The organism is Nostoc sp. CALU 1950, from assembly GCF_051172895.1.
In the GTDB taxonomy this organism is placed as follows: domain Bacteria; phylum Cyanobacteriota; class Cyanobacteriia; order Cyanobacteriales; family Nostocaceae; genus Nostoc; species Nostoc edaphicum_A.
On sequence record NZ_JBDNJQ010000094.1, the window covers coordinates 15,749 to 32,022 of the forward strand.

A 16,274-nucleotide genomic window follows, 5' to 3' on the forward strand; every position below is an offset into this window, starting at 1 on the left:
ATAAAATTGAATACCAGGAACTAGGGATACTACCAAGTCCCTAACCCGAAAAGGCTAATCCTCAGCGATTCCTATATCATCATCATCATCATCGAGGTCGTAGCCAATTCCATCTTCCACACCCATTAGAGAGTCTATTCCCTCTTCGTTATCTCGAAAATCCGGTTCGTGAACGTCACGCGCGATAATCCGGCCATTGGTTTGCAACCAGTCCAACAAAGAGGACTCTGGCTTTAGGGGGATGACATCGGCTCGTTGGTTACGAGCTACTTCACGTAATGGAGAGTTCAACATATCGAGTGAGGACAAGAAAAGGTTTACGTAAGTTGACATTTAGAGTCTATCACTTGACACGGATTAATTTAGTTATCTTTTCAACCCTTTAGTTGATAAATCCGCACTCAGATAGAAATTTTTTTATTTAATAAGCATAAGGCTTAGTCAAGCGGTTCTTAGTAATTTTTATGGCTCTACATATATGTCCTTAATATCTTGTTTATGCTGATGGAAAGTGAGTGATTTTAGAGGTGACAGGCGATGATGGGAAAAGCGGCTCTTATCGATGCGATCGCTGGTACAAATCGCGGTCTACTAGCGACCCAAACACAGAAACAGGCTATCTTAGCTGCGATCGCTAATTTAGAAGACTTTAATCCTACACCCCGTCCGGTGGAAGCTAGTAATTTGCTAGATGGCAATTGGCGATTACTATACACCACTAGCAAGGCTCTTTTAAACTTAGATCGTCTACCTTTGTGCAAACTAGGTCAAATCTATCAGTGTATCCGGGTAGAGACTACCAGTGTTTACAACATAGCTGAGATTTATGGCTTACCTTTTTTAGAAGGATTAGTCAGCGTTGCTGCTAAATTTGAGCCAGTTTCAGATCGGCGTGTCCAAGTGAAGTTCGAGCGGTCTATTATCGGCTTACAACGTTTAATAGAATACAATTCTCCGGTAACTTTTATCCAACAAATTGAAGAAGGTAGAAAATTTCCCGGAATTGATTTTGTAATCAAGAGTGATAAACAGCAAGGCTGGTTAGATATCACTTATATAGATAACGATCTGCGGATCGGCAGAGGTAACGAGGGTAGTGTATTCATATTGAGTAAAACATAAGTATGTACCAAAATACTATTTGCGAATGAAGGTAAGCTATAACGTGTACCTTGTCAAGTAGGTTCTAATACCATTTTCAACTTTAGGTGGGGAGTAGGGGAGATGAGGGATAAAGAATAAATAATATTCAATGCCCAATCTCTAGTCCCCAATCCCCAGTCCCTAGTCCCCAGTCCCCAATTCAGACAAATAACTTAACAAAGACTCTAGCAACGACCTTCAGGTTGTAGAGTGAAATCAATTAGCCCTCTAGATTGGCGATTGATAACTAAAAGGGAAAATAATCATGGTTCAACGTGGTTCTAAAGTACGTATTCTCCGCCCTGAATCCTACTGGTTTCAGGATCTAGGAACTGTGGCTTCCATTGACCAAAGCGGCATCAAATACCCTGTAATTGTCCGCTTTGAAAAGGTCAATTACTCTGGTATCAATACCAACAACTTTGCCCAGGATGAATTAGTCGAGGTTGAAGCACCAAAGGCTAAAGCACCGAAAAAATAGCAGCAAAGCTACAAGGGGCTTGTTTGATGCGATGATGAAGGGTAGTCTTAAGTCTGAAGTATGAAATCTGAAACTTTCAGTTCATTCATTCTTCATCCTAGCCTACCCTAATCTATGAGAGCCGCCCTGCGGGTATTTACGGTTTCTCTTGGGTAGTAATACGAGCCATCTACGGCTATGTAAGTTACTACCCGATCTTTTCTTCCTCAATCCCTCAAATACATCAAAATTGCTTGCTTAATCAGCTTGAATGCCTGAACTGCCTGAAGTTGAAACAGTCCGAAGAGGTCTAAATCAATTGACCCTCAACCAAGAAATCACGGGTGGAGATGTGTTGCTCGATCGCACCATCGCCTACCCGTTTTCTGTCGGTGAGTTTGTTGATGGAATTAAAAAGAATGCGATCGCTACTTGGCATCGTCGCGGCAAGTATCTCCTCGCCGAACTCTCCTCATCTTCCCCTTCATCAACCGGCTGGCTAGGGGTTCATCTGCGAATGACCGGTCAACTACTTTGGCTGCATCGAGATGAACCATTACATAAGCACACGCGGGTTAGATTATTCTTTGGGGAACACCAGGAATTGCGGTTTGTTGATCAGCGTACCTTCGGGAAAATGTGGTGGGTTCCGCCTGGTGTTGCTGTAGAAAGTATTATGACTGGTTTAGCAAAGCTGGCAGCAGATCCGTTTTCACCCGAATTTACTGTCGAATATTTAGCTCTCAAACTGCAAAACCGTCGCCGTCCAATTAAAACTGCCCTCCTGGATCAATCTGTGGTGGCGGGATTAGGTAATATTTATGCTGATGAAGCATTGTTTAAAAGTGGAATTTTACCTGAAACTTTGTGTATAGATTTGCAGCTAAAGCAAATTGAGCCTTTGCGAACAGCCATCATTCAAGTGTTGGAAACCAGCATTGAGGCTGGTGGTACAACTTTTAGTAATTTTTTAAGCGTTCAAGGTACTAATGGCAACTATGGTGGTGTTGCCTGGGTTTATAACCGCGCTGGAGAACCTTGTCGAGTTTGTGGTACAGCAATTCAACGAATTAGGTTAGCGGGGCGATCTAGTCATTTTTGCCCCCAGTGTCAAACGCTACGGGGAGTTAGGAGTTAGTGTCGTAGCGTGTCAAGACTAAAATGTTGCAATAAATTTTTCTTCTTGTAGTGTGGGCATCTTGCCCGCACGGACGGGCGAGACGCCCATCCCACAAGAGGCAAGCAAAAAAATTGTGCATCAGACGTAAGTTAGGAGTTTTTACTTCTAGCTCAGAACTCTCTTAAAATGCAGATAAAAGAAGTTACGAATTTGAGAGAGGAACTTATGGCTGTCAAAAAGGGAGATATGGTTCGCGCTATCCGCGAGAAACTGGAAAACAGTCTGGAAGCAAAAGCCAGTGATAGTCGCTTTCCTTCTTATTTGTTTGAAACCAAGGGCGAAATTGTAGATGTCAAAGGTGATTACGCCCTAATTAAGTTCGGGAAAGTGCCAACACCAAACGTTTGGTTACGTGTGGATCAACTAGAAGAGTTTAAATAATAAAAAAGAATTCAGGAGTCAGAATTCAGCATTCAGCATTTATTCTGACTCCTGGATTCTTGTTGATAAAATCGCATCTTAAATTTATGTCTTCTTCTCCTAACTCCCCAATTGTCTGTAATTTACCCCGTGTCACCATCGTGGGTGCGGGTAGGGTTGGCAGTACTTTAGCCCAACGCGTTGCAGAGAAAAACCTGGCAGATGTAGTTTTACTAGATATTATTGCGGGAATGCCTCAAGGTTTGGCGCTGGATTTGATGGAAGCCAGGGGAATTGAAATACATAATCGCCAGATTATCGGCACAAATAATTATGCTGATACAGCTGGTTCTCAAATCGTGGTAATTACCGCCGGACTTCCCCGCAAACCAGGGATGAGTCGGGATGATTTGCTGAAAACCAATGCCAAGATTGTGGTGGAAGCGGCAAAAAATGCGATCGCTCATTCTCCCAATGCTATTTTTATTGTCGTCACCAATCCGTTGGATGTGATGACTTATTTAGCTTGGCAAGCAACTGGTTTACCACGCGATCGCATTATGGGTATGGCTGGTGTGTTAGATTCCGCCCGTTTTGAAACTTTCATTGCCCTAGAATTGGGCGTTTTACCCGCCGATGTCAAAGCGATGGTATTGGGTAGCCACGGCGATTTAATGGTTCCCTTGTCTCGTTACGCTACCGTTAATGGCATTCCCATCACTGAATTGCTGGATGCAGCCACAATTGAACGCTTGGTAGAAAGAACTCGCAACGGTGGCGCAGAAATTGTGGAATTGATGCAGACGGGAGGCGCTTTTTTTGCTCCGGCATCGGCTACTAGTGTGATGGTAGAATCGATTTTGCTAAATCAGTCGCGGTTGTTACCCGTAGCAACATATCTGCAAGGTGAATACGGTTTAGAAGATGTTGTGATTGGTGTTCCCTGTCGGTTGGGATGTGGTGGAATTGAGAGTATTTTAGAATTGACACTCAGTGATGAAGAAAGAGAGGCTTTGTATACTTCGGCTGAATCTGTGCGTCAAAATATTCAGCGATCGTAGGAAATAAATAATTCGTAATTCGTAATTCGTAATTCGTAATTTGTCGAAATAACTGTAAAAACAAAAGGCAGTAGGTTCACATCCTGCTGCCTTATTACCAATTAAATTAACGTGAGTTCGATGAACCTCTCCCTCCCAGCCTCCCTCTCCGAAACGGAAAGGGAGGAGCAAGGAAAAATTCAGCTTTTTGCTCCCCTCTCCGTGTCGGAGAGGGGTTGGGGGAGAGGTCAAATAAGACTTGTCGAACTCACGTTAAATTAATGATTGCAACACATCCTTGGGTAAAGACGCGATGAATCGCGTCTCTACAAATGGTTTATTTGTCGCATTCTTTTTTCAAATTGGTATTACAAATCAAATTGGGAAAACCTCTCTTTTTCTAGGTGAGAGGCTTGGAATTTTCCCCATTTCCTAGTAGGGAAGGGTTTGGGGGGTTAGGTTTGGAGTTAAGTTAACGGCGGGAATCCTGATCTGCGGGATCGCCATAAGGGTCTTCGCTGGCTGGGCGAACGTCACCAAACTCCCCTGTGTCTGCGGGATCGCCGTAAGGGTCTTCACTGGCTGGGCGAACTTTGCCGTAAGATGCTGGATCTGCGGGGTCGCCATAAGGGTCTTCACTGGCTGGGCGAACTTTGCCGTAAGATGCCGGATCTGCGGGATCACCGTATGGATCTTCGCTGGCTGGACGAACATTGCGATCGCGGAATTCGGTATTTTCAGCTTGATCGCTGTTCGACCCCAAGAGGAAATCTTTCGCCTTTCGCAAAAAGTAATTTACCATAATCCTTCTCCTGATTTAGTTTCGTGTCTCCCACGTGCGCGATCGGCGTTATCCTCCGGGAAACCCGCTTTAGATTTACACACGCTTCGCTATCTAGAGTGCTGGTGCTGCGGACGCAGTTATGCCAGTGAGATCACGACCTGTGGAACTCCGGTTATAGCCTTGGAATTGCTGATACTTTTGTGCCTCAGATTCGGGTACTCGAATTCCTTCTGCTGGTGGAGTTACCCAGTGAGCGCGATGTTCAGCATCGCGGTAGTATACACGCCCGTTCTTGGAAAGATAGTACTTACCCTCTGCTCCTTCTTGGGGAGCATTTTTATGTTGGTTGTACATGTAGTAAAGTGCGGCTGCTCCAGCCAATATTGCCACTTTTTGTCCTGTACCCATTCCTTTCTTAACTTCGGGTTGGTTTGTGGTGCGATCGCTCACTGTTCTACCAATGGTGTCATCAACAGGTGGTGGAACTGAAGCCTTTTGCGAACCGCCTCCGCAGCTACTCAGCAAGGGTACCATTAGTAATGCCGAAAGCAGCACTGCAAATAGACGCGAAACTATTTTACGTTCTTTAAATATTGTGTTCATCGGATTTTGTCATCACCTGTATTTTCTAAAAGCTTTGCTGTTGCAAAAACAAAGTTGGAATTCCTGTTATTTCGCCTCGAATTGAAAAAACATATACCACTTAATTTACAACTGCATAGCTAGAGCGTTTCATTTGTAATGATGATCGATTTTCTCAAGTATTCCATCCCGCCTTTGAGAGAAACAGCATTCATCCCAAGGAAATATCTTATTGATTTTTTCTGAATCTATTTGGCTGAAACGCTGAAATATTCAGCAATTTCTCGGTTATTTTTTCTGAATAAATAATTTACAAAGATACAGCTACTATGATGATCTTTGTCAAAAAATACACTCAATATGACATCAAAAAATACAGCCCAAACTAGCACTCGTCTCCTTTTGGCTCTGTGGGATTTGGGAGGAACGCAGCAGGAAGTTAAGAAGGGTCAACTCACTAAGCGAATTGTATCTAAAAGTCAGAAGGTCGCAGATTATCAGGGTTCATTTGAAGAGTTACAGAATCAGGGTGCGATCGCAATCTCCAAAAAGGGATATTCTCTGACATCTCCCAAGGGTTTAGAGGTATTGGGTGAGGGTTTGAGGAGTGGCAAGTTTAAGTTTGAAGGGACGATTGTCGGTACTTGGGCGGCGAATGCGTTGTTGCGGTGGATTAGTCAGATTGATGTTGCTGTAGTTAGTGCAGATGTACCAGTTAATGGGGTTAAAGGTGCGATCGCATCTTACGACGAATTTAAATCTGTGGCGTTGGAAGTCTACGACAAGTTGAACTATGAGTACAACTTTAATAATCTAGTGCCAATTTATCGCATTAGAAGAGGAATTGGCGATCGCGTGAGTCGTACAGAGTTTAATGATTGGCTAATAGAAATGCAAGCTAACGATATTTTACAGTTGCAAGGTGGAACTGTAGAAGATAATGCAAGCGACAAAATAGAAGACTCTATTAGTACCCAACTTAATGGACTACGCTGCTACGCGATACGTTTATAACCTTAAACTTTGTTCCGACTCTTCACACATTAACTACCCAAAATTATGGTTACTAATACATCTACCATTGACGAACTGATTAGAAATCAAAATCCATTTGCAGGGCATATTGTTGTCAGACCACAACAAATATGGGGCAAAAGCTTTCCTGATGTACCTTCAATTAATGCTCATGCTTCTGATGCCGTTTTTGAAGCAATCGAAAAAATTCGTCAAGGACAACGTGAAACTGTTGGTATCACAATTGCATCTGAAAAAGGTGCTGGGAAGAGTCATATTATTAGTCGGATTCGTCACCGTCTACTAGTGGAAGATGGCAGCTTATTTATCTATATGAGTAAATATGATAACTTAAATCAAATTAAGTCTCAATTTTTGCAAAGTGTTGCTTCTAGTCTTAGAGCTTTTGGTAGTCAAAAAGTGATGCAGTGGCAAGAAATTGCAGCAGCTTTAATTAACGAAGCCAAATCATGGGAATACACTCCACAACAGTATATTAGTCAATATCCAAATTGGTTTAGTAAATACTCAAATAAATTCCTTGAGCAATTGACAGAACTTATTCTGCTAATCAAGCCTCAAATAACTAACCCGTACATAGTAAAAGCAATTTTGTGGACACTTTCTACAGCCCATGCTAATTACGCAAATTATTGGCTATCAGGCTTGGAACTAACACAGGCTCAAGCTGATGCAATGGGACTACCAAATCCTAAAAATGAATACAGAGAAGCGGAGGCATTAAATACTGTTCGCCAAATTATAGATTTAACTAGCGATTACAGAATACCTGTTATTTGTTTTGATGAATTAGATAATTTGGAAATTACAGAATCTGGTTTTACAACAGTCCAGGTTATCGCTGATCTAGTTAAGGATATGTATAATAGTTTGAAAAGGGGTGTTTTTCTGCTGACAATGTACCGTGAGACTTGGGAGGAGCAAATTAAGCTGCTACCACAAGCTGAAGCTGTTATGGATAGATTAGTCAGCAATCAAGTTGAGCGGAGACCAATTCGGCTAAATTTTTTAAATCCTGATGATGTCATTTCCATAGTTCGTCAGTGGTTACAAGAGTTTTATCAAGAAAATCAACAAACACCTCCTCATTCACTCTATCCATTTGATGAAAATAAACTCCGAGAACTTGGGAGAGAAAGACCTACTGTTAGATCAGTTTTAAAATGGTGTGCAGATAATTTTGTGCCTAATGAGGATATTATTGATGATCCTATGAAACTAGGAAAAATTAATACAGCTACTATCGCGACAAGGACATATACAACAATCCATCCAGTTAAACCATACTTTAATAGTGAGTTGGAAAATGTACAATATTCTATTGATTCATTAATAGAAGAAGAAGCAACAATTGTTGATGCTCTTTGGCTAGGTTTCAATAGTTTAATAGGTGAAACTATAGAGGGAATCACAATCGAATCAATAGAAGAAGTAGAGCCTAGTTCAGCAAATAATGGCTTTATGGATTTCAAAATTATCGGCAATTGTAGAAAAGTGAGGATTGGAGTAGATGTAGTTCAGCAAGACTACAATGTTATAGGTGCTGCCTTGGGACGACTAATCGATTACAAAACATTTGACCTAACTCGCGGTTGCTTGGTGCGTTCAAAGAAAATTAGTTCAAAAGCAGTATTAGCCAGAGAACGTTTGAAAATACTGTTAAATGAAAAAGGTGGAGAGTGGGTAGGCTTGCAAAGCCAAGATATTAAACCTCTCTTAGCGGTATTATTCGTTTACTATAACCGTGAAAGTTATGAACTCACAGAAGAACAGATTTTTGAATTTATTGATCAAAAGAAACTAGCAATCAATAATCCTTTGATTCGAGAAATTCTCAGCGATCCTTCTGGGCAAGAACCTACTAATTTAAGTGATGATGGATTACCTATTAGTATTCCTCAGCCTATTGCTAATGCTGATAATATTGATCTAAATATATAACTACTTAGAAATGAATCAGCAGTTTTCAATTCCAACAGCGCTGTGTCTATCTGTCCCTGATATTGAAGCTTTAATACAGGGGCGAACAATTGTAGCTTTACCCAAGATGTTTATTCGTCCTGGGCAGAGATTTGCACTTTATCCTGCTGATTCTTCAGTTTCAATTAAAGCTTGGGCTAAATGTGAACTTTGCCAAATTTTAGATGAGACTAAGCCATTAGATATTTTGTCTAAATTAACAATATGGACACCAAAAGTATTAAAGGAGATACTACAGAAACAACAGTATCTTTTCCTGACTTACTTGCGCGTCTATCACTTACCTCAGTTACAAGAAATACCAGTCAATCCCAATATTCAGGAAAAGCTAGGAAAATTTGTTAGTTTACCTAATTCTCTAACGGTTTCTGAAGCCCAACCCGTAATAAACGATCGCACCTTCACCCAACGCAAACACCAATTAGAAAAGCTAGAACCCCCGCTACATCCTGAATTGGAAGAATTGCAGAGTGCGATCGCATCCCTAACCATTAGCCAACCAGCAGCGAAACAATTAGACGACGACATCAAAGCCTTTTTGGGTTGGAGTAGTGATAAACCAACAAATCCATTAGATTTAGACTTATCTTGGATTCAGAAAATTGCTAAAGTTGGGAACTCTAGCGACGGACATACATTTGAAAAATTAGTTCGTAAAGGATTACTAAAATTAGGCTTTACAGGTTCAGGTTTGAATCCAGATGCAACGGGTGGCGCAGGAGGGATGGATTTTTACACTGAACAACCTTATCCAATAGTAGGAGAGTGCAAAGCAACTAAAACTGAAAAAGTTACTGATGGTACACCTGCACAGTTATTAAAAATAGGTATGAACCATCTTGGTAAATTTCAGTATGACACTTCTATTAAATTAATTGTAGCCGCCGGAGAACTAAATTTTTTCGCATCAAGAACAGCTACCGAAAATCAAATGAATGTTATTAGCCCAGAAACTCTACAAAAACTAGTTGAACTGCAAGCACACTACAAAAATTCTATCAATTTGTTAGAACTAAAAGAGTGTTTGCAACAAGCTCCCTTTGGTTTAGCTGAAGATAAAATTAATATTTATATCGATAAAGTTGAACAATCTATAAGGTTGCGATCGCACATTATCCAGCTTGTAAAAAATTATCTACAAAACTCAGGTATAGAATCTGCTGGTGTTGAAGCTCTACATGGTGCGTATTTCGGCTCACATCCGCCACAGCCAATAAAAACAGCAGAAATGCACGAAATTCTGATAGAACTTTCCTCACCGTTAACAGGCTATTTAGGACGAATAAGAGGCAGTGATTGTAAGAGCGATCGCTTTTACTTTCTCCGCGATTTACCTATTAACTAAAAGTAGCAAAATATCATCTACAGGCAAATCTAATCCATCAGATGTAATTAACTCAATTTCAAAAAATAGTTGCCCATTATCTCCAAAGTCCCCTTGAATCATATTGTGCCAGTTGTGCCTGTTTCATTTAAACAGAATACACAATGTCTACTATTTGAGTATTTTTCAAGGGATTTTTTATGAGCTTGCATTTTATCCACATCAATTAAGTAATCACCACTATCTGGCTCTACTGCAATATACCAGCCATAGTGTTCCTGAATCAAATCTGGACGCACACGCTCAAAAATTACCCGACAACGCCGATAAAATACTTCATCTTCAGCTTTGCGTCTAGCAAGTTCTTCTGGTGATAAAGTCCGTTCTGGAAAAATTCTACCCCGACGTGCAGGTTGTTTTGCAGTTGATTCAGTCATAGTATTAATCCTACTTATTGATGCTGCCTTAACTTTATTTTATGGGAAGCAATAAAGAGCGATCGCACAACCCACCGCAGGTATCACTATTTCCCTCAGTATATTTTATTTATAGTGATAAACTTTACAGAAAATTCATACTTAGCCACTGTGTAACTTCATTTACATAAGCTAGTAGTTTTTGTACTGTCGAAGAAACACATTATACTTACTACACTGGTGTTCATTAATAACCAACCTGTACCAAGTTCAAAACTTAGGTTAAATGACCCATGTATTATCAAATTTGGAATTTCTTTCTTAAAGAAGATAAATACATTTATTGGAAAGAAAAAATAAAAGTTAACAAAAATTTTGACAAAGTTACATGGCAAAAGATTATTGATTTTTTGTTTTTAGTAGAGCAAACTTTCCAATTGAAAAGTCAACTAGCAGAAACCGATAGCCTTGAGCCTTTTCTCAAGTTAGCAACAGAAAATGGTTACAATTTGACCGCAGAAGAACTTGCTTGGTTTCTAATTACCAGAAGACAGATTTGGGATCTTTTTGATTTTGCACAAAAAACGCCATCTCTCAAAGAAGAATTGCTCATAGCGAAAGATCCGCAGCAGTTTGTCAACATCGCTGCCGAAAATGGCTATTACTTTTCTGTGGAAGAGTTAGCTTGGCTTTTAACTGAAATCAAATCATCTTCCGAATTAGTATCTATTAACAACAGCGTTGGAGAGATTCTCACAGTATCAAGCTACGGCAGAATTGAAATAGGATACTGGATTTGGCTAGCAGAAGACTGGGGAATTGTGCCACCATTCTGTCATCGGGATAAACCAGATAATTTATTATCTGGAGATACCAACAATCCTTTTTTACTCGATCGCTGTTTCCTACCCAAGAGCTATTTTAATCAACGCCTCTTGGTAAGTAGTAATTCATAATGATTGTACGCACAGTAGCTAATGTAAATACAGCAGAATTCAGAATTCAGGAGTCAGGAGTAAAAAGATCCTCGACTTTTTAAGAAGTCGGTGGTCTAAGCCTCTAGACGTGGCTGCGTCTAAATTACCGCTATAAAACAATATGGTTCAGTTAAGGGCTAATAGTGCAAAATCGTGGGTTTTCGAGACGGCGATAAATCGCCGTCTCTACAAGTGTTTTAGTCTTATCTGAACTGTATTGAGCTATAAAATTTATACAAATTTGAAAAAAGAATGCGACAAATAGGCCATTTGTAGAGACGCGATTCATCGCGTCTTTACCCAAGGATGTGTTGCAATCATTAATTGAATTGGTATTAATTACGAATTACGAATTACGAATTATACAGTGAAGCATCCTAGACGGAAGATAAAACTTCTATCTAGGATGCTTCACAATAAAAATTGTTGCTGATACAACAATTCTGGAGAAAATGTGATATTTAGACTAGAGCTATCAGCTAGCAGAAACGGTTAAATTGCCGGGTTTCTGAAGATCACCTTGCAAAACCACACCTCGCTGATTGGCATGGATATGACGCAAAATTTTGTAAATTTCCTCAACTTGCTCTGATGCGCCTGCCTTTTCGGCAAGTTCCTCAAGAGAAATGGGATTTTTTTCTTTTTGTAAGACTGCTACCACTCGTGTTTGCAAATCGAGAATGGAGGCGGCAGCTTTTTTACCAGCTTCTACCCCTGGCTGATGGTAGGCGTTGACGTTAACTAAGCTAGCGTATAAACCAACAGCGCGTTCATACAAAGCAATTAATGCCCCTACAGTTCGGGGGTTAACTTGGGGAATGGTGACTGTAATGGAATCGCGGTGATTTTCATATAGCGCTTGTCGGGTTCCTTGGAGAAAACCGGAAAGATAATCGCCTGATGTCACTCCCGGATCTATTTCAGTGGATGGGCCCTGACGATCTTCCAACACTTCAACGAAGGTAGCAAAGAAATTCGCTACACCCTCACGCAACTGCTGGACGTAAGCGTGTTGATCTGTTGAGCCTTTGTTGCCATAAACGGCGATGCCTTGATGGACAACTTTGCCGTCTAAGTCTTTTTCCTTGCCCAAGGATTCCATCACCAGCTGTTGCAAATAGCGACTGAATAAAAATAAGCTGTCCTTGTAAGGTAGGACAACCATATCTTTTTCGCCTTTTCCATTACCTGCAAAGTACCAAGACAAAGCAAGCAAGGCTGCTGGGTTATTTTTCACATCTGGGACGCGGGTAGCGTCATCCATTTCTTTTGCACCATCTAGCATGGCGCGAACATCAATGCCCTGCAATGCGGCTGGTACTAGCCCCACAGCAGACATTTCTGAAGTGCGTCCTCCTACCCAGTCATACATGGGAAATCTGGCCAGCCAACCTTCGTCTTTAGCCAATTTATCGAGGTTGCTATCAACGCTGGTAATTGCTACCGCATATTGAGCAAAATCCAAATTGTGTCCGGCATAAGCTTTTTTAACTTCAATCATGCCGTTGCGAGGTTCCGGTGTTCCCCCAGATTTGGAGATCACCAATACCAAAGTGCTGGCGAGGGTATTTCGGAGATGATTGATAACGCGATCGATACCTGCTGGATCGTTGTTATCGATAAAGTGAAGTTTCAGGGGCGGGAAATCAGGAGCGAGAGCTTCCGCGACGAATTGGGGCCCGAGGGCGGAACCACCAATGCCAATGGAGATAATATCCGTGAAGCGGCTTGCTCTGGGAGGATGAATAGCACCTGTTTGGACTTTTTCCGCAAAGGCTTCGATTAGTTCTAGGGTTTGGACTATTTCTTGTGTAAGTTCTGGAGTTGGCGCTAAATCAGGATTTCGCAGCCAGTAGTGTCCAACCATGCGGTTCTCGTCGGGATTTGCGATCGCACCCTTCTCCAGTTGAGCCATATCCGCAAACGCCTTGTCAAACTTCGGCCGCAACGAATCCACGAAAGCATCATCGAACCGCATTCGACTTATATCTAAGTACAGTCCCAATCCCTCGTGGAAATATAACCAGTTTTGGTATCGTTGCCAAAGTGCCCTAGCATCCATAGGGAAATCTCAAATAAAGTGTTTTCTCAAAAACCAGTTTAATGTAAGGTTATAGCGATCCCTGCCTAGCCTTATACAGTTTACAGTTTTAAGTGTTCGCTTGACTCTTCACTTTAAACATCTGGCATAGGGATGACACGCAGAAATTTCACAATTTCACCCCTAATTTCTATACCAATCAGGTAATTGTCTAGGGTGAAGCGGTGAAAAATGCCTTCACCATCAAGCTGTCGCAGTTCTTTTAAATCAGTCAGTTGCCACTTTTGGGCTAACTCAATAAACACAAAATCATGTACCCGCTCGTAGGCGGCAGGTTCTAAATTTTTCAGGTCTAGTAAAAAAGACCGTGCATAGCGCATTTCCAGACTCACTAGGCGTTACCTTAACCAAAACTTGAGGGACACCAAAAGAGTGCTGCTGAATCAGAAAAACATCAACAGTCTTACCGCTTCTTCATGGGTTAAGATATCCCACGGTTGCTGCGATCGCTTAACTTGTTGTATCGCTTTAAGCATATAAAAGTCACAATGTAAAGCTTCGAGAACATCCCAAATGTCTTGCAAATCGTCATCGGCTAACTGCTCGATTAAGTGATGCATTCTCAGTCGCAGCAAATTCATACGTCAACTATTCCCTACCAGCAAACACCAACAATAAATAGTATTCCCACAAAATTAGCTATGCTCAAGCTACGCTAAAATTTATTCGCCCAGTGAAGAGGAAGAGGGGCAGGGGGAGCAGGGGAAGCAGGGGAAGATAAGGAGGACAAGGAAAATAACTATGCCCAATTCCCAATGCCCAATGCCCCATGCCCCATGCCCAATGCCCCATGCCCAAATAAATAATTTAATATGGTTGACTATCTCATTTTCTTAGCCATTTCTACAGCACTTTTTGCTCTATTCGGTCTAGGACTCAATTTACAGTGGGGTTTTACGGGGTTAATTAACTTTGGTCATATTGCTTTCATGACCCTGGGAGCATACACAACGGTGTTGTTAAGCTTAAAGGGCGTACCCCTACTGATATCGGCAGTGGCTGGGGCAATTGTCGCCGCCTTGTTGGGTTTGATAATTGGTTTTGCAACTCTCCGCTTACGGGAAGATTATCTAGGAATCGTCACCATTGGTACGGGCGAATTAATTCGTTTGGTGGTCAATAACCAGGAATTACCTGTAGGTGACACCTGGATTTCTGGGGCGTTTGGTGTGCAAAGTTATCCCATACCCCTATCCACAGAGCCGAGTTTGTTTGTCAGATTAGTGATGATTGGGTTGTTAACGCTGCTAGCTGGCATAACTTTTTTTACGTTATGGCGATGGATTCGTACCACCCAAATATCTCGGACTACTGATTTAGGTAAAAAGACAACTAGCAAACAAGAATTTATATCCCGCTTGGTTGTGGGAATTGTGTTAGCAGCTTTGGCGGCAGCGATTTATGTTTCCGGGGTGATTGGACTGTATAATTACAACCCAAAAGCGGGTTTAATGCTGGTATTGCTGTTGGTTTTAGCATTTGTATACTGGCGCTTAGAAATTTTGGTGCGATCGCCTTGGGGTAGAATTCTCAAAGCCATCCGCGAAGATGAAGAAATTCCCAAAGCACTGGGAAAAAATGTCTTTTGGTATAAATTACAATCTCTCATGTTAGGGGGTGCGATCGCAGGTATCGCTGGTGCTTTCTTTGCTTGGCAACTCAGCGCCATTTACCCTGATAATTTTCAACCACAGATCACCTTTGACACTTGGATTATGGTGATTTTAGGCGGTTCTGGTAATAATGTTGGCACAATCTTAGGGGCGGTAATTTTCTTTGCTTACGATGCGCTAACGCGGGAAGTCTTACCCAGAATCGTTACCCTTGATGAAGCACGTTTGGGCGCATTTCGGATCATGGTAATCGGACTAATTTTGATGGTACTGATGATTTGGCGTCCTCAAGGTATCTTAGGGAAAAAGGAGGAACTCACCCTTGGTAAATAACCAGTCATCGCCACTTCCCCTTTTGGTAGCCACTGGACTTTCTAAAAGCTTTGGTGGTGTCAAAGCAGTTAATGAGGCGAGAATCGAAGTTGCTAAAGGCAGTATTACGGGCTTGATTGGCCCCAATGGTGCTGGTAAAACCACTTTGTTTAACTTGCTCTCAAACTTCATTCGCCCAGATAAGGGACGAGTAATTTTTGATGGTGAACCGATTCAAAACTTGCAACCATATCAAATCGCCCAGCAGGGAGTAATCCGTACTTTTCAGGTTGCACGCACTCTCTCGCGGTTGTCGGTGTTAGAAAATATGCTGCTGGCGGCGCAAAAACAAACGGGTGAAAATTTTTGGCAAGTGCAGTTGCAACCGCATATTGTCGCTAAGGAAGAAAAGCAACTGCAAGAGCGAGCAATGTTTTTATTAGAATCAGTGGGCTTGGCAAAAAAAGCACACGATTATGCTGGTTGTTTGTCTGGTGGACAACGGAAACTGCTGGAAATGGGACGGGCGCTGATGACTAATCCCAAGTTAATTTTGTTGGATGAACCCGCAGCTGGGGTAAATCCGAGACTGATTGATGATATTTGCGATCGCATTATCACTTGGAATCGCCAAGATGGGATGACCTTTTTGATTATCGAACACAATATGGATGTTGTTATGTCCTTGTGCGATCGCGTTTGGGTACTTGCCGAAGGGCAGAATTTGGCTGACGGTACACCAGCAGAGATTCAAAGCAACCCCAAAGTTTTAGAAGCTTATTTGGGAAAATAGTTTATGAGCTAAAAATTTATTTACTAATTAAAACCATAGATACCCAACTTCTTTGAGAAGTTGGGTATTTAGCAATACGGTTTGGATAAGGTTTTTTGATGACACACCGCTAATCGCAAAGACGCGATAAATCGCCGTCTTTACAAGAATCAGTCCTTTGTAGAGACGGCGATT

18 protein-coding genes and 1 pseudogene are annotated in these 16,274 nt (G+C 41.6%); 11 read left to right on the forward strand and 8 right to left on the reverse strand.

Translation table 11 applies throughout. The features are described 5' to 3' along the window. Nucleotides 1-54: 54 nt before the first annotated feature. Nucleotides 55-294 carry a DUF3134 domain-containing protein gene (locus ABF638_RS23225; protein ID WP_435025332.1) on the reverse strand — a complete coding sequence of 80 codons (240 nt, stop codon included), beginning with the start codon at nucleotides 292-294 and terminating at the stop codon, nucleotides 55-57. 243 nt (nucleotides 295-537) lie between these two features. Here ABF638_RS23225 and ABF638_RS23230 point away from each other — a divergent pair, with 243 nt between their 5' ends. The 5 genes from ABF638_RS23230 (at nucleotide 538) to mdh (ending at nucleotide 4,204) form a co-directional block, all read left to right on the forward strand. After that, entirely contained in the window at nucleotides 538-1,122 is a 585-nt protein-coding gene (locus ABF638_RS23230; RefSeq protein WP_435025322.1) for a PAP/fibrillin family protein, read from the forward strand. A gap of 286 nt (nucleotides 1,123-1,408) precedes the next feature. Next, nucleotides 1,409-1,624 (forward strand): photosystem I reaction center subunit IV, encoded by a 216-nt coding sequence (locus ABF638_RS23235; protein WP_094349537.1) that lies wholly within the window; start codon nucleotides 1,409-1,411, stop codon nucleotides 1,622-1,624. A 250-nt stretch (nucleotides 1,625-1,874) separates the two neighbouring features. Next, nucleotides 1,875-2,741, forward strand: coding sequence for a DNA-formamidopyrimidine glycosylase (locus ABF638_RS23240; protein ID WP_435025323.1), 867 nt, complete (start codon nucleotides 1,875-1,877; stop codon nucleotides 2,739-2,741). Nucleotides 2,742-2,948: 207 nt separating this feature from the next. Next, nucleotides 2,949-3,164: an NAD(P)H-quinone oxidoreductase subunit O gene (locus ABF638_RS23245; RefSeq protein WP_069073167.1), complete on the forward strand. Its 216-nt coding sequence runs from the start codon at nucleotides 2,949-2,951 to the stop codon at nucleotides 3,162-3,164. Nucleotides 3,165-3,250: 86 nt separating this feature from the next. Next, nucleotides 3,251-4,204, forward strand: a complete 954-nt coding sequence (gene mdh, locus ABF638_RS23250) for a malate dehydrogenase (RefSeq protein ID WP_435025324.1) — start codon at nucleotides 3,251-3,253, stop codon at nucleotides 4,202-4,204. A gap of 451 nt (nucleotides 4,205-4,655) precedes the next feature. Here mdh and ABF638_RS23255 read toward each other — a convergent pair whose 3' ends face one another. Together ABF638_RS23255 and ABF638_RS23260 are read right to left on the reverse strand one after the other, a co-directional pair. Next, complete coding sequence (locus ABF638_RS23255) at nucleotides 4,656-4,985, reverse strand: translation initiation factor (protein ID WP_181931878.1); 330 nt, start codon at nucleotides 4,983-4,985, stop codon at nucleotides 4,656-4,658. A 93-nt stretch (nucleotides 4,986-5,078) separates the two neighbouring features. Then, on the reverse strand, nucleotides 5,079-5,570 hold the full coding sequence (locus ABF638_RS23260) for a hypothetical protein (RefSeq protein WP_069073164.1): 492 nt from the start codon (nucleotides 5,568-5,570) through the stop codon (nucleotides 5,079-5,081). Nucleotides 5,571-5,909: 339 nt separating this feature from the next. Between ABF638_RS23260 and ABF638_RS23265 the strand changes: the two genes are divergently transcribed. Genes ABF638_RS23265 through ABF638_RS23275 form a run of 3 tightly spaced genes read left to right on the forward strand, consistent with a single transcriptional unit; the run spans nucleotide 5,910 to nucleotide 9,909 of the window. Continuing rightward, a complete protein-coding gene (locus ABF638_RS23265; RefSeq protein WP_435025325.1) occupies nucleotides 5,910-6,563 on the forward strand; it encodes a hypothetical protein in 654 nt (217 codons plus the stop codon). 45 nt (nucleotides 6,564-6,608) lie between these two features. Further along, nucleotides 6,609-8,525 (forward strand): hypothetical protein, encoded by a 1,917-nt coding sequence (locus ABF638_RS23270; RefSeq protein ID WP_435025326.1) that lies wholly within the window; start codon nucleotides 6,609-6,611, stop codon nucleotides 8,523-8,525. A gap of 10 nt (nucleotides 8,526-8,535) precedes the next feature. Continuing rightward, the gene (locus ABF638_RS23275) at nucleotides 8,536-9,909 is read left to right on the forward strand and encodes a DUF1802 family protein (protein ID WP_435025327.1); all 1,374 of its coding nucleotides are present in this window, start codon (nucleotides 8,536-8,538) and stop codon (nucleotides 9,907-9,909) included. Nucleotides 9,910-9,915: 6 nt separating this feature from the next. Here the strand turns inward: ABF638_RS23275 and ABF638_RS23280 are convergent. Next, nucleotides 9,916-10,011 (reverse strand): annotated as a pseudogene (locus ABF638_RS23280) (aspartyl protease); the annotation flags it as partial. After that, a complete protein-coding gene (locus ABF638_RS23285) occupies nucleotides 10,008-10,325 on the reverse strand; it encodes a hypothetical protein (RefSeq protein ID WP_069073157.1) in 318 nt (105 codons plus the stop codon). The gene ABF638_RS23285 and the pseudogene ABF638_RS23280, both read right to left, overlap by 4 nt. Nucleotides 10,326-10,597: 272 nt before the next feature. Here ABF638_RS23285 and ABF638_RS23290 point away from each other — a divergent pair, with 272 nt between their 5' ends. After that, nucleotides 10,598-11,260, forward strand: a complete 663-nt coding sequence (locus ABF638_RS23290) for a Nif11-like leader peptide family natural product precursor (protein WP_435025328.1) — start codon at nucleotides 10,598-10,600, stop codon at nucleotides 11,258-11,260. Nucleotides 11,261-11,756: 496 nt separating this feature from the next. Here ABF638_RS23290 and ABF638_RS23295 read toward each other — a convergent pair whose 3' ends face one another. The 3 genes from ABF638_RS23295 to ABF638_RS23305 form a co-directional block, all read right to left on the reverse strand. After that, nucleotides 11,757-13,343: a glucose-6-phosphate isomerase gene (locus tag ABF638_RS23295; RefSeq protein WP_435025329.1), complete on the reverse strand. Its 1,587-nt coding sequence runs from the start codon at nucleotides 13,341-13,343 to the stop codon at nucleotides 11,757-11,759. Between the two features lie 113 nt (nucleotides 13,344-13,456). Further along, on the reverse strand, nucleotides 13,457-13,714 hold the full coding sequence (locus tag ABF638_RS23300; RefSeq protein ID WP_069073154.1) for a cytotoxic translational repressor of toxin-antitoxin stability system: 258 nt from the start codon (nucleotides 13,712-13,714) through the stop codon (nucleotides 13,457-13,459). 51 nt (nucleotides 13,715-13,765) lie between these two features. Beyond that, nucleotides 13,766-13,963 (reverse strand): hypothetical protein, encoded by a 198-nt coding sequence (locus ABF638_RS23305; RefSeq protein ID WP_069073153.1) that lies wholly within the window; start codon nucleotides 13,961-13,963, stop codon nucleotides 13,766-13,768. A 231-nt stretch (nucleotides 13,964-14,194) separates the two neighbouring features. Here ABF638_RS23305 and ABF638_RS23310 point away from each other — a divergent pair, with 231 nt between their 5' ends. Beyond that, nucleotides 14,195-15,328: a branched-chain amino acid ABC transporter permease gene (locus tag ABF638_RS23310; RefSeq protein WP_435025330.1), complete on the forward strand. Its 1,134-nt coding sequence runs from the start codon at nucleotides 14,195-14,197 to the stop codon at nucleotides 15,326-15,328. Next, a complete protein-coding gene (locus tag ABF638_RS23315; RefSeq protein ID WP_435025331.1) occupies nucleotides 15,318-16,100 on the forward strand; it encodes an ABC transporter ATP-binding protein in 783 nt (260 codons plus the stop codon). Before ABF638_RS23310 ends, ABF638_RS23315 begins: the two co-directional genes overlap by 11 nt. Nucleotides 16,101-16,274: the final 174 nt, after the last annotated feature.